General features: G+C 70.0%; 13 protein-coding genes. 7 read left to right on the forward strand and 6 right to left on the reverse strand.

Going from position 1 to position 13059, the window contains the following annotated elements; all coding sequences use genetic code 11:
- A complete protein-coding gene (locus tag WA675_RS01570; protein ID WP_336081244.1) occupies window positions 1-987 on the reverse strand; it encodes a polysaccharide deacetylase family protein in 987 nt (328 codons plus the stop codon).
- Window positions 988-1096: 109 nt separating this feature from the next.
- Here WA675_RS01570 and WA675_RS01575 point away from each other — a divergent pair, with 109 nt between their 5' ends.
- Window positions 1097-2458, forward strand: a complete 1362-nt coding sequence (locus WA675_RS01575) for a putative glycoside hydrolase (RefSeq protein WP_336081246.1) — start codon at window positions 1097-1099, stop codon at window positions 2456-2458.
- Here the strand turns inward: WA675_RS01575 and WA675_RS01580 are convergent.
- From WA675_RS01580 to WA675_RS01600, 5 genes are all read right to left on the reverse strand, one after another.
- Window positions 2455-3864 (reverse strand): DUF1254 domain-containing protein, encoded by a 1410-nt coding sequence (locus tag WA675_RS01580; RefSeq protein WP_336081247.1) that lies wholly within the window; start codon window positions 3862-3864, stop codon window positions 2455-2457. The genes WA675_RS01575 and WA675_RS01580 overlap by 4 nt on opposite strands.
- A gap of 288 nt (window positions 3865-4152) precedes the next feature.
- On the reverse strand, window positions 4153-4515 hold the full coding sequence (locus WA675_RS01585; protein WP_336081248.1) for an STAS/SEC14 domain-containing protein: 363 nt from the start codon (window positions 4513-4515) through the stop codon (window positions 4153-4155).
- Window positions 4516-4616: 101 nt separating this feature from the next.
- Window positions 4617-5870, reverse strand: a complete 1254-nt coding sequence (locus tag WA675_RS01590; RefSeq protein ID WP_336081249.1) for a glycosyltransferase family 4 protein — start codon at window positions 5868-5870, stop codon at window positions 4617-4619.
- A complete protein-coding gene (locus tag WA675_RS01595; protein WP_336081250.1) occupies window positions 5867-7399 on the reverse strand; it encodes a glycoside hydrolase family 57 protein in 1533 nt (510 codons plus the stop codon). Before WA675_RS01595 ends, WA675_RS01590 begins: the two co-directional genes overlap by 4 nt.
- Window positions 7396-8184, reverse strand: a complete 789-nt coding sequence (locus WA675_RS01600) for a class I SAM-dependent methyltransferase (protein ID WP_336081251.1) — start codon at window positions 8182-8184, stop codon at window positions 7396-7398. The genes WA675_RS01595 and WA675_RS01600 overlap by 4 nt, the downstream gene beginning before the upstream one ends.
- Window positions 8185-8367: 183 nt before the next feature.
- Between WA675_RS01600 and WA675_RS01605 the strand changes: the two genes are divergently transcribed.
- The 6 genes from WA675_RS01605 to WA675_RS01630 all read left to right on the forward strand — a co-directional run bounded on the left by WA675_RS01605 (window position 8368) and on the right by WA675_RS01630 (window position 13029).
- The gene (locus WA675_RS01605; RefSeq protein ID WP_336081252.1) at window positions 8368-9153 is read left to right on the forward strand and encodes an electron transfer flavoprotein subunit beta/FixA family protein; all 786 of its coding nucleotides are present in this window, start codon (window positions 8368-8370) and stop codon (window positions 9151-9153) included.
- A gap of 36 nt (window positions 9154-9189) precedes the next feature.
- Window positions 9190-10146 carry an electron transfer flavoprotein subunit alpha/FixB family protein gene (locus WA675_RS01610; RefSeq protein WP_336081253.1) on the forward strand — a complete coding sequence of 319 codons (957 nt, stop codon included), beginning with the start codon at window positions 9190-9192 and terminating at the stop codon, window positions 10144-10146.
- A 118-nt stretch (window positions 10147-10264) separates the two neighbouring features.
- The gene (locus WA675_RS01615) at window positions 10265-10915 is read left to right on the forward strand and encodes a Uma2 family endonuclease (RefSeq protein ID WP_336081254.1); all 651 of its coding nucleotides are present in this window, start codon (window positions 10265-10267) and stop codon (window positions 10913-10915) included.
- 119 nt (window positions 10916-11034) lie between these two features.
- Window positions 11035-11262 carry a hypothetical protein gene (locus WA675_RS01620; protein ID WP_336081255.1) on the forward strand — a complete coding sequence of 76 codons (228 nt, stop codon included), beginning with the start codon at window positions 11035-11037 and terminating at the stop codon, window positions 11260-11262.
- 119 nt (window positions 11263-11381) lie between these two features.
- Window positions 11382-12347, forward strand: a complete 966-nt coding sequence (locus WA675_RS01625; RefSeq protein WP_336081256.1) for an aminoglycoside phosphotransferase family protein — start codon at window positions 11382-11384, stop codon at window positions 12345-12347.
- A gap of 31 nt (window positions 12348-12378) precedes the next feature.
- A complete protein-coding gene (locus tag WA675_RS01630; protein ID WP_336081257.1) occupies window positions 12379-13029 on the forward strand; it encodes an ankyrin repeat domain-containing protein in 651 nt (216 codons plus the stop codon).
- The last annotated feature ends 30 nt before the right edge of the window (window positions 13030-13059 follow it).

A 13059-nucleotide genomic window follows, 5' to 3' on the forward strand; every position in this document is an offset into this window, starting at 1 on the left:
TCAGTAGGCGTTGGCCCGATCGGCCCAGCGGGCGGCGAGATCCCCGGACAGCGTCCGCGGGAACGAGACGCGCGCGGGGTCGCCGTCGGCGGTGTAGCGCTGCTCGGGGTGGGCGGCCAGCCAGTCGAGCCAGTAGGCGGAGTCGAACGGGACCTCGCCGCGGCCCGAGCGGATGCGGGGGACCCCGGCGGGGTCGAGCGGGCCGAACGGGGCGGGCGCCGGATTCGCGCCGACCAGCATCACCGCGTCGAAGGCGTAGGACGTGCCGTCCCAGCTGCCGGTGCGCGCCAGGGCGTTGTCACGGGGACTGATGCCAAGGGGCAGGGCCATGGTCCGCACGGTGACCTCCGGCGCGGCCGTCGTCACCGCCCGCACATTCCGCACCAGCTGACGTTGCACGCCCTCGGCGTCCAGGCTCGCCAGATTCGCGTGATCGGCGGTGTGCGCGCCGATCTCGTGCCCGTGCGCCGCCAGCCAGGGCAGGGCGCGCGGGTCGGCGCCGAAGGGCTCGTTGTTGACGTAGAAGGTGGCGACCGGCCGGAAATCCGGGTAGCGCGCGGCGAATTCGGCGAGGATGCCCGCCGCGCTGTCGGGACGCACCGCGCCGGTGGCGGTGAAGGAGAGCTGGCTGTCGGTGGAGTCGTCGAAGGTGAGGACCACCGGGTGGGTGCCCGCGGGCAGATCGAGCTCACCCGCGATGTACTGGGCGGCGGTGACGGGGCGGTAGTTCTCGCGGTAGAGGCGTTCGAGCTCCGCGCGGAATTCCGCGGGAGTCTGGTCGTATTCGCCCGCCGGGTCCGGGGTGATCTGGTGATACATCAACACCGGGACGAGCCCGAGCTCATTGGCCGCGACGGCGGCGGGATCGGGTGGCGTGGTGGTCACCACCGGAGCGGCGACCGGTGCCTCGACCGGTGCCATCGCGTTCTGTGATGTGCACGCCGCGAGTGTCGTCGCCAGCAGGAGCACAACCCGGAGTACCGTCATCGAACCACCCGCCATCGGGGCAATGTTACGGGGCGGCAGAGGTTTTCCCGTGATCTTCGGATATCCGCGCGACGCGTGGCCGGACTGCGGGATAGTGGCCTGACACTCGATGCGGAAGGCGGTGTGGGCGTTGGGTTTGCGGCTCGGCTCGGTCGTTCGGCGGCGTGCGGCGGTCATCGCCTGCGGTGCCGTGCTGGCGGCGGTGATGGTGGCGCTGGTGGCCGGATTCGCGCTGAGCAGATCGGCCGGGATGCCCGCCGCCGACGCGGTGGCGCCGCTGCTGCAGGTGACCCCGGCCGCACCGGGGTCCTATCGCGCGCCGGTCGTGGTGCGCGGCACCGCCGCGGGCGCGGAGCGGGTGTCGGTCGGTGAGGTGAGCGCGACGCCGGGACCGGACGGGGCCTTCGAGCTGTCGGTGCCGTGGGCGCCCGCGGTCGAGGTGGTCGCGCAGGACTCGGCGGGTAATCGCAGCCGCAGCACGGTGGTCACCGCGACGACGCTGCCCCGGATGCGGGCGGTGCACGTCACCGCGCACGCCTGGTCGCACGAGGGCTTGCGGGAGGCGGTGCTCACGCTGGCCCGGGAGGGCCGCATCGACACCGTGCAGCTCGACATCAAGGATGAGGACGGCGTCGTCGGCTACGACTCGCAGGTGCCGCTGGCCCGCGAATCCGGTGCGGTGGCGGCGATCTACGACGCGCCCTCGGCGCTGAAGCAGCTGCACGACCTCGGCCTCCAGGTGGTCGGGCGGATCGTGGCCTTCCGTGATCCGACGGTGGCCGCCTGGGCCTGGCATCACGGCAGGCCCGACTGGGTGGTCCAGAATCCCTCCGGCCAGCCCTATTCCAGCCATTACGGCCCGATCGCGTTCACCAACGTGGCCAACGCCGAGGTGCGCCGGTACAACATCGATCTCGCGGTGGAGGCGGCGCGGCTCGGCTTCGACGGCATCATGTACGACTACGTGCGCCGCCCCGACGGCAGCCTGTCGAGCATGCACTTCACCGGCCTCACCGGCACCCCCACCACCGCCGTCGCGGACTTCCTGGCCCAGAGCCGCTACCCCGTGCACAGCGCGGGCGCCCACCTGAGCGCCGCCGTCTACGGCATCGCCGCCACCCGCCCCGACCAGATCGCCCAGGACATCCCCCTGATGGCCCGCAGCGTCGACTACGTCGCCCCCATGATCTACCCCTCACACTGGAACGCGGGCGAATACGGCGTCGCCAACCCCAACGCCCAGCCCTACGACATCGTCCTGGCCTCCCTCCGCGACTTCCAATCCGCTGTCGCGGGCACCGGCGCCGCCGTCATCCCCTGGCTCCAGGACTTCAGCCTGGGCGTCACCTACACCGACGCCGAGATCGCCGCCCAGATAGCCGCCACCCGAGACGCGGGCATAGACAGCTTCTTCCTCTGGAACGCCGCCACCCGCTACCACAGCGGCGGCATCCACCCGCCCGGAGACTAGCCGACCTTCACCAGATCGTCGGGGCGCCAGGTCTGGTCGTAGAAGGCGGCCTCGGTGCCGTAGAGCCGCAGGGCGACGATGAAGTGCCGCCCCGGCACGGTTTCTACGAACGCGGCGTCGACGACGCCCTCGGGCTTGGCCGGACCGAAGTAGATGTCGATCGCGCCGTCGTCGTCGGTGGGGATGTCGTAGTAGCCGTTGGTCGAGGGCAGCAGCTGCGTGGTCTCGGGCATGGTGCCGTCGGTGATGTTGTACGCGGTGGTCGCCCAGAACAGCGCGGCCGGGATGTCCGGCGGCAGATGCAGTTTGTAGGTGTGGCTGCCGTCGAGGAAGTCGCCGTCGGCGTCGTGGTAGGTGAACGGGTACTTGGATCCGGCGCCGGTCGAGTGGATGTTCATGGCCGGGGCGGAAGAGTACGCGTACTGGAAGAACCGGGCCCTGGTGTTGATGTCGAGGTAGCTCTCCTGCATCCATTCGGCCGTGCCGCCTGCCCAGGCGACTTGCCAGCGGCGATCGTCGTAGTAGTAGTTGCGGTCGTCGTCGCGGCCGAGCTGGGCCAGGGCGAGGATCATCCGTGGGGCGTCGGTCAACGCCCGCTCCAGCGCGGCCCGCTGCCAGTCCCGTGGCTCGAACGGCTCGCCCTTGATGATGCCGATCGAGGCCAGCACCCCGCGCAGTTCGGGGTCGATCGCCGACACCGGCTCGTAGTCGACGAACTCCTTCAGCTTGGTCCAGTACGCGAAATCTGTGGGGTACATCATGTTCAGGCGGCGGCCACTGGCATTGGGGAACTCCATGGCAGGCACGTCCTTCTCGGGCGTCCACAGCGGGAAGATCCGCGTGCGTTCGGCGAGTGCGACCGCCCCGGCCGGGTCGGGCGCACCCTCGCCCTGTCCCATGACCGTGCGGAAGAACAGGAACACGTTGTACGTCGCCGAGGTGACGGTGTAATAGCCACCGGGGACATGGCCGTCGTAGCCGGGAGGCAGCAGCAGGTAGAGCCCACCCCGCGCCCGGTCCGGACCGATCGCGCCGACGTCGGTGAGCGTGCGCTGGAAGAAGTCGGTGAACATCCCGATCACATTCGGCGGCGCGTTCACGACCAGTGGTCCGGTCTCCTTCAGGTTCAGGTAGTTCATCGCGTAGATGACATCCGCGTTGGGTGTGGGCACCCAGGTGCGGCTGTCCATCCGGTCCTTCCAGATCGGCAGGATGTGATACCCGCGCCCGAAGGCCTGTTCGGACCCGTCCCGCATACCGATCACGTTCAAGGCGGCCTGCATGGTCATGTACGCGTGCACCGCGCGCTGGTAGAACAGCTCCGCGCGCAGATCCTCCGCCTCCCGTGGCGGCAGCCAGTTCCCGCCGTCGATCTGCCTGACCAGCGGTGACGTCGTCTCGGTCATAGCTACCCCTCTACCGGTGGAAATCCGCCCGAACCGCAGCATTCGCCGATCGCTCGGCGCCTCCGACGCTAACCGCACCGGCCCCACGCGGCCTCACACGTACCGGGTGAAACCGGCTACTCGGGAGGGGCGATCTCGGTGTGGATCGGGGCACGAAGTCCACCCGCAAGGCGGTCGCCGATCCACGCGCTGACCCCTTGCCGCGCACCGCGATTCGACGACGGTGCCGAGGGATGCCGACGCCCACTCCCGAAGCGCTACAGCGCTCATGTGTGCAGTGGGTCGGCGTCAGGCGATCCAGGCGAGGGCGTCTGCTTCGGCGGAGGTGGGGAAGACGCGGACTTCGGCGGGGAGGAGGAAGTGGAAGAGGTGGAGGGCTTCGCCCAGGGCGCGGTGGTCGGTGACCAGGGCGACGCGGTTCCAGGCGCTGCGGGGGACGCGGATCAGTTTCGCGTCCTGCCAGAGGGCCTCGAGGGAGTAGCGGTCGAAGTCGGGGCCGAGGACGTAGACGAGGTTGATCGGCTGTTCGTGTTCCAGGGCCGCCTCGATCGCGGGGTCGAGGACGGTGGTGTAGTCCTCGGCGGTGACGGTGCCGACGGCGCGGAAGCCGAGGGTCGCGGCGGGGAGATCGGGGATCGGCTGCAGGGGCATGGCGCGGCTCCTTCGACACGGTGGGTGATACCGGCGACCCTAGGACCGTGCCGACGTGGCGGCGTCATGCGTTGTGGGTGAAATTGATCGGGAGCGGGAGACTACTTCGGGTCGCGTTCGGGCAGCGGCCGTTCGACGATGTCGGGGCGGCCGAGCGAGGTGCGGACCCGGCGTTTGGCGGCCGAGTAGACCTGGGCCGTCTCGGCGGCGACCACGTCCCAGGCGAAATCGGCGGTGAGCCGTTCGCGGGCGGTGAAGGCGCGGTCCTGGGCGGTGGCGGGGTCGTCGAGCACCGCGCGGGCCGCGTCGACGATGCCGTCCACATCGGCGGGTTCGAAGGACGCCCCGGTGACACCGTCGATCACGGCCTCGCCGAGCCCACCCGCGGTGGAGGCGATCAGCGGCACCCCGGCCGCGGCGGCCTCGAGCGCGACGATGCCGAAGGGCTCGTAGCGGCTGGGCAGCACGATCGCGTCGGCGCCGTGCAGCCAGCCCAGCAGTTCCTCGTGCCCGAGACTGCCCACGAAGTGCACCGCCCGCGCCACCCGGTGCACGCGCGCGCGTTCGCGCAGCCAGTCGAACTGGGTACCGACACCGGCGACGGTCAGCGTGGTGCCGGGATGGGCGCGGCGGATGCGCGGCAGCGCGGCGATCGCGTCCTGCACGCCTTTCTCGTATTCGAGCCTGCCCACATACAGCAGCTTCGGCGGCCCGGAACGCGGCGCGCGCGGCCGGAAGGTCCACGCGCCCACATCGATACCGTTGCGGATCACCGTGACCGGGGCGAGCTCGGGCCCGTAGAGCCGCTCCACCTCGTCCTGCATCGAGGCCGAGCAGGTGATGAGCTGGTCGGCCTCGTTGGTGAGCCACCACTCCACCGAGTGCACCTGCTTGTTGACCCGCCCCGACACCCAGCCGCTGTGCCTGCCCGCCTCGGTGGCGTGGATGGTGGCCACCAGCGGCACGTCGTAGAACTCGGCCAGCGCGATCGAGGGATGCGCGACCAGCCAGTCGTGCGCGTGCACCACATCGGGCGTCCAGCCCTCCCCGACGCCGGGCTTGCCGAGCGCGACCCCGGCCCGCACCATCGCGTGGCCCATGGCCAGCGTCCAGGCGAGCATGTCCTCGCCGAAGTCGAAGCACGGCGGGTCCTCGGCCACCGCCACGACGAGCACGCCGTCGGCGATGTAGGAGTGGGTGGGATGGGTGATCGAGTCGGTCCCCGTCGGCCTGCGCGCGAGCACGACCACCTCGTGCCCGGCCGCGGCGAGCTCCACGGCCAGGTGATGCACATGCCTGCCGAGCCCACCGACCACGACCGGCGGGTACTCCCACGACACCATCAAAATCTTCATCGGAATCCTTCAGCGGCGGCCGAGGTGACGGCGCTCGGCAACCGCCGCGCGTCCAGACCCGGGAAGAATCCGTCGGCCGCGCTCCATCCTGCCGCGAGACGGGCCGCTTTGGCGAACTGTCCGGCCCCGACGGCCTCGGCGAGCTCGCGGACGGCGTGCGCGTGTTCGTGCGCGCGGTCGCGGGCGTACCCCGCGGCGGAGTCCTTGGAGACCATGAACGCCCAGTCGCTGGAGACGGTGAGGATGGCCTCGCGCAGCAACTGATCGGCGACCGGATCGCGCAGCGCGTCCGCGCGCCGGGTCTTGTCGAGGGTGTCCAGCGCCAGCCGGACGACGTCGGCGTTGAGCTCCACGAGGTCGGCCACCTGGTCGCCCGCCCACACGCGCCAGTCCTTGCCCGAACCCCACGACGAGTCGTTGAGCTGCACGGGTTCGCCCACGAAGCCGTTGGCGCGGGCGTCGGCGAGGGTGCCCACGGTGACCCCGGCCTCGGGCAGCGCGCGCAGCACCTGCTCGAGCCACTGCGGTCCCTCGTGCCACCAGTGGCCGAACAGTTCGGTGTCGAAGGCGGCCACCACGAGGGCCGGTCGCCCGATCCGCGCGGACTCCTCGATCAGCCGCGCGCGCACCGTCTCGACGAAGTCGGCGACGTCGCGGGTGACCGCCGTGGCGGCGAGTTCGGGATCGTAAGGGGCCTTGTCAGGACCGGCCACCGTCTTGCCCGTCACGCGCGACGGCTTGAGCCCGGTGGCGTGGTCGTAGTGGTGGAAATCGCGGTACGCGGCCTGCCCCGGATAGCCCTGCTTGGGCGACCACACCCGGTAGCTCACCTGGAGGTCGCGGCCGAAGGCGACCACGTCGGCCTCGCGCACCGGCCTGCCGAGGCTGGTGTCGCCGCGCAGCGAGGGTCCGTCGACCATGAAATGCGTCACACCGGCATCGTCGTAGCCGAGCTCCATGCCGGGCGTGTACCCGCACTCGGGTGCCCAGATGCCGGTCGGGGTGGTACCCCAGCGCAGCCGCGCGTCGGCCAGGCCCTCGGTGAGCTGGAACTGGCGCAGGCGCGGGTCGAGCAGCGGCTGGAACGGGTGGGCCAGCGGACCGCCGAGCAGTTCGATGGCGTCGGCGTCGATCAGCGAGCGCCACACCGGCGAGCCGCCGTGGCGCCAGTCGCGCTCGAAATCGTCCAGCGCCGTTGCCGCGAGCCGATGTTCGTGGCTGCCCAGCGCCACATTCCCCGACATGGACGCCTCGTCGGCGCGCAACTGCCAGTTGCCCAGCCAGTGATGCATGCCCGCCAGGCAGTGCGGGTCGTCGAGCTGGGCCGCCAGCACGGGGGTGATGCCCAGACTCAGCAGATGCGAACGCCCTTCGGCGGCAAGGTTTTTCAGCACCCGGACCAGCGGCAGATAGGACGCGGCCCAGGACTGGTAGAGCCATTCCTCGCCGACCGGCCAGCGCCCGTGATGGGCCAGCCACGGCAGGTGGGAATGCAGAACGAGGGTGAACTGCCCCGGAACTTCGGTCAACGCCTTGCCTTTTCGGCGATCGCCACCAGGTCCAGGCTGGCGTCGATGTCACCGGAGCGCAGGTCGAAATCGTCGACGGTGACCGCGGCGACGTCGGCGGTGAGCTCGGCGGGCCACGGCTCACCGGCCAGCGCGCGCTCGATCTGGGCGTCGATGAACGAGCCACCGTGCTTGGCGTCCAGCGCTTTCAGGCTCGCGCCGTGGTGCACGCCGAGCATCTCCGAGACGGTGAACCCGGCCTCGACGAGCAGTTCGGTGAGTTCGGCGGCGTTGAGCTCGCGAGTGTGGAAGGGGTTGAGCGGGGTGTCGCGGCCGGGGGAGAAGGTGATCCGGTTCGGCGTGCTGATCAGCAGCTGCCCGCCAGGGCGCAGCACCCGCAGGCACTCGCGCAGGAACTGCGCCTGGTCCCAGAGATGCTCGATGACCTGGAAATTCACCACCACGTCGACGGACTCGTCCTCCAGCGGCAGCGCGGCCAGATTGCCCTGGATCATCTCCACGCGCGGGTAGCGCGCGCGGACGTGCGCGACGGCGCTCTCGTCGTAGTCCACCCCGACGACACGCGCGGCCACACCGGCGATCATGTCGGCGCCGTAGCCCTCGCCCGAGCCCGCCTCGAGCACGGTCAGTCCGGCGCAACGGTCGAGCAGGCGGGCGTAGGCGATCTCGTGCCGACGGAACCAGTAGTTCTCCTCGGCGATGCCGGGCACGGTCCGCTCGCCGGTCAACGGGAGTGGTTCATGTGTGGCGGCCGCGGGTGCGGCAGGGATCACAGCCTCGCTCATGGGTACCGACGTTACTGGTACCGCCGGTTCCCACCGGACTCAGGGACCTGTTGCGCACGTAGGTTACCCACGAGTAACTTAGTTTGGGGTAGTGTTCCGCCCTGAGCTATTTCTCACCCGGACGTACGGCTCCGCTCGTGCGGCCACCACACACGTGTCCCAGAAGGAGGTCGACGAAGACCGATGCCGAACATCGTCGTACTCATCAAGCAGGTTCCCGACACCTGGTCCGAGCGCAAGCTGACCGATGGTGACTACACCCTCGACCGCGAGGCCGCCGACGCCGTCCTCGACGAGATCAACGAGCGCGCCGTCGAGGAAGCGCTGCTGATCAAGGAGGCGCAGGGCGGCGAGGTCACCGTGCTGTCCGCCGGTCCGGATCGCGCCACCGAGGCCATCCGCAAGGCGCTGTCCATGGGTGCCGACAAGGCCATCCACATCAACGACCCGGCGATCCACGGCTCCGACGCCGTGCAGACCGCGTGGGTGCTGGCCGGTGCGCTGGGCCAGGTCGAGGGTGTCGAGCTGGTCATCGCCGGTAACGAGGCCACCGACGGTCGCGCCGGTGCGGTCCCCGCGATCATCGCCGAGTACCTGGGCATCCCGCAGCTGACGCACCTGCGCAAGCTGACCGTCGACGGCGACAAGATCACCGGCGAGCGCGAGACCGACGAGGGCGTGTTCAAGCTCGAGGCGAACCTGCCCGCCATCGTCTCGGTCACCGAGAAGATCAACGAGCCGCGCTTCCCGTCCTTCAAGGGCATCATGGCCGCGAAGAAGAAGGAAGTTCAGGTCTTCACCCTGGCCGATCTGGGCATCGACCCGTCGACCGTGGGCGTCGCCAACGCCGGTACCCAGGTCACCGGTGCCACCCCGAAGCCTGCCCGCACCGCGGGCGAGAAGATCGCGGACGAGGGCGAGGGCGGCAACCAGATCGCCACCTACCTCATCGGTCAGAAGATCATCTGATCCCGGCCCGTCCGAGACTTCCAAGGAGAAAGAACAATGGCTGAAGTACTTGTGCTCGTCGAGCACGCCGACGGTGCCGTCAAGAAGGTCAGCACCGAACTGCTCACCGCCGCCCGCACCCTGGGTGAGCCCGCCGCCGTCGTGACCGGCCCGGCCGGTACCGCCGAGAAGCTGGCCTCCGCGCTGGCCGCCGCGGGCGCCGAGAAGATCTACGTCGCCGAGGGTGACGAGGTCGAGGGCTTCCTGGTGACCCCGAAGGTCGACGTCCTCGCCGGTCTGGTCGAGTCCGCCGCCCCGGCCGCCGTGCTGGTCGCCGCCACCGCCGAGGGCAAGGAGGTGTCGGGCCGCCTCGCCGCGCGCATCGGCTCCGGTCTGCTCGTCGACATGATCGGCGTCAACGCCGACGGTTCGGTGCTGGGCTCCATCTTCGGTGGCGCGTTCACCGTCGAGGCCAAGGCCACCGGCGACGTGCCGGTGATCTCGATCCGTCCGGGTGCCATCGAGGCCGCCCCGCAGGCCGGTGCCGGCGAGCAGGTCGCCGTGGCCGTGCCCGCGCAGGAAGAGGGCGTCGTCAAGGTCGTCTCGCGGGAGCCGATCGTGGGCGGCGACCGTCCGGAGCTCACCGAGGCGAGCATCGTCGTCTCCGGTGGCCGTGGTGTCGGCTCGGCCGACAACTTCGCGGTCGTCGAGGCGCTGGCCGACTCGCTCGGTGCCGCCGTCGGCGCCTCGCGCGCCGCGGTCGACTCGGGCTACTACCCGGGCCAGTTCCAGGTGGGTCAGACCGGTAAGACGGTCTCCCCGCAGCTCTACGTCGCCCTCGGCATCTCCGGCGCCATCCAGCACCGCGCCGGCATGCAGACCTCGAAGACCATCGTCGCGGTCAACAAGGACGAAGAGGCTCCCATCTTCGAGATCGCCGACTACGGCATCGTGGGCGACCTGTTCAACGTCGCCCCGCAGCTGACCGACGCCGTGAAGGCCCACAAGGGCTGACACCGTCTCCACGCTGTACGAACGGCCCGGCTCTCCGTCCCGGAGAGCCGGGCCGTTCGGCCTTTCCGCCGCGTGAGTTGCGGCGTAGGCGCTGGATGCGGGTGCGTAGCATGAGCGCATGGCCATGCCGAGCGTCGATCGCCCCGATCTTCCCGAGTCGATGACCTGGGAGGAACTGGAAGCGCTACCCGAAGAACTCGCCGCCCGGATCGAGCTGTGGGAAGGGCGCGTGGTCTGGTTGCGGCGTGGGCCGGGCGAACATCAGACGGCCATGCGTCGCCTGACCAACGAGCTCGAACGCTGCGCTCGACAGCGGGGAGCTGTGGACCCGCACCGCTGCTGGCGGGTCAATCTGGCGACGAACGTCTTCTTCGGCCACACCGGGAAATCCGACTGCGTCACCCCGGATTTCCTCGTACATCGCTGCCTGGAGCCAGGGGCGGACGTGCGCGCCACTGATACCGTTCTGGTCGGTGAGGTGCTGTCGCCCTCGAATACGCCCTCCGAGATCGAAGCGAAGAAAGCCCGCTATGCGGGGGTGGGTATCCCGTCGTACTGGGAGGTCGAGCTGAGGCGCGATCTCACCGGCATCGCCGCACTGCGGGTATCCATCCTCGAGACCGGTCACGCCGAACTACCGCCCGGCGTGCGACCACTGCGCAACGCGAACTACCTGCTGGCGGGCGAGTGGACACCCGAATCCGCGACAGGAATTTCCTTCCCGTACCCCTTCACGATCGAGATCCCCTGGTCCGCACTGACCTTCTGACACTGTCCGGTTCGGCATGAGCCCCCGAATCTCGGGGCACCCGTTTCCGAAACTATGAACTGAATCTGTTTCAGAATGTTCGCGACGGCGCGCGGGCGCCGCGGAAAGCGAGGATTCGGATGCGCAGAACACTGACGGCGGGCCTGCTGGTGGCAGCCTTGGCAACGGGCGGCAGCGGCATCGCCACCGCGGCACCCACCGCCCAGAGCGGCTCCACCGACACCGGCAGCGCCCTCGTCGACGCCGCCCAGGTCGGGGCCCTCGTTGCCCTCTTCGGCGCCCACCTCCTGTCCTGCAACCTCCTCGGCTCCAGCGCGGCCCCCTGCAACCCGATCGGCCTGGGCTAACACCCGGCGCCCCACCTCCGCCCGGCGCGGTCACGGCTTCCCGAGGACGGCGGCCTCGTCGGTGACGATGCGGCGGGAAGTCGGTTGACGGGGCGGAGGTGGGTCGACAGGGTGGGGGAATGTCGTTGGGGCGGTTCGGGGTGGTGCTGAATTCCGAGGTCGAGGAGAACGTGCGGGAGGTGTTCGGGGTCGAGGGGGAGCGGTGGATCGCGGAGCTGCCCGGGGTGGTGGACGGCTTGAAGGCTCGGTGGGGGTTGCACATTTTCCACGGGCCTTATCGCGGGGGGACGCACGCGTATGTGGCACCGGTGTTCCGGAGCGATCGGTCACTGGTGGTGGTGAAGGTGCCGGTGGTCGACGAGGAGAACGTCGCGGAGGCGACGGCGCTGTACGCCTATGACGGGGATGGGGCGGTGCGGCTGCTCGAATACGATCCCGGCAGTGGGGCGATGCTGCTCGAATGTGCCGAGCCGGGAAGGGCATTGCTGACCCAGCCCGGTTTTCCGAGTCTGGAGGGTCGGCCCGAGAACGCCGAGAAGGTGGCGCTGGCCTGTTCGCTCTACCGGCGGTTGCGGCGGCCGTTGCCCGCGGCGCCGCCGACGTTTCCGCCGCTGCCCCGCGCGACCGATCTGATCGTGGGGCTGCGTGCGCGACTCGCGGATCCGGCTCTGGCGCCGTTGATCTCGGATCCGTTGCGCGCGCGAGTGGAGCACTGGTGCACCGAACTGGCCACCTTCGACGGGCCCCCGCTCATCGTCAATCGCGACACCCATCTCGGCAATATCGTTGCCGCCGAACGGGAACCGTGGCTGCTCATCGATCCCAAGCCCTGCCTCGGCGAGGCCGCCTTCGACGCCGGGTTCCTGCTGATGATCCAGGTGCAGTCCTGCCCGACCCGTGCGCACGCGGACGCGGTCGTGGACGCCACCGCCACGGCCCTGGCCGTCGATCCCGCCCGGGCGCGGGGCTGGGCGCTGATCCGGGTCGTCGAGGAGATGACCTGGGCGGTCGAGGACGACGATCCCGCCATGCTGGCCTTGCACACCGCCGTCGCCTACGCCCTCGCCGACCTGCCCTTCGCCTGAACGGGCCCGGCGCGCTGACTAGGCTGCGGACATGCAGTTGACATGGGAGGGAACCGGGCGGCGCTCGATGCTGCGCGAGGAGGAAGGCGAACGCCGGGACCGGCTCGCCGACGCGGCGCGGGCCGGGAAATGGGATGTCGTCTTCGAACTGATCGCGAGCGGGGGCCGCGTGAATCTGCCGCGGCTGGGCGGCTGGTCGCGTTTCGCTCCGCTGCACCAGGCGGCGTATCAGGGGGCGCCGGAGCCGATCGTCAAGCGGCTGTTGGCTTTCGGTGCCTGGCGGACCCTGCGCACCACCGACGGGGAAACCGCCGCCGACATCGCTGCCGCGCGCGGCCACGACCACCTCGCGGTCCTGCTCGAGCCGGAACTGCTGCGCGAGGTGTCCGCGAGCACCCTGGCCCAACTCGAATGTCAGGTGCGGGCCGTCATTTTCGGCCGCGCGTTCGACCTGTGCGCCAAGAGCCGGTTCCGTACCCCGCCGGTGGGCCCGCTGCTCGAATACCCGGATGCCGTGCTGTGGTGCCCGATTCCGGGCATGTACGGCGGATTCTCGATCCGGTTCGATCCCGATGTCACCGACGAACTGCTCGTCGAGAGTTCGTGCCGGGTGGTGGGCGGGTCCGGGCAGCGGCACCGGGTCAGGGCCGACGGGTTCGAGCTCATCGACAGGTTCGTCTGAGCGTGGCACGGCGGGTAACGTCGGGCGGCG

Source organism: Nocardia sp. SSK8 (genome assembly GCF_037034205.1).
Lineage (GTDB): Bacteria > Actinomycetota > Actinomycetes > Mycobacteriales > Mycobacteriaceae > Nocardia.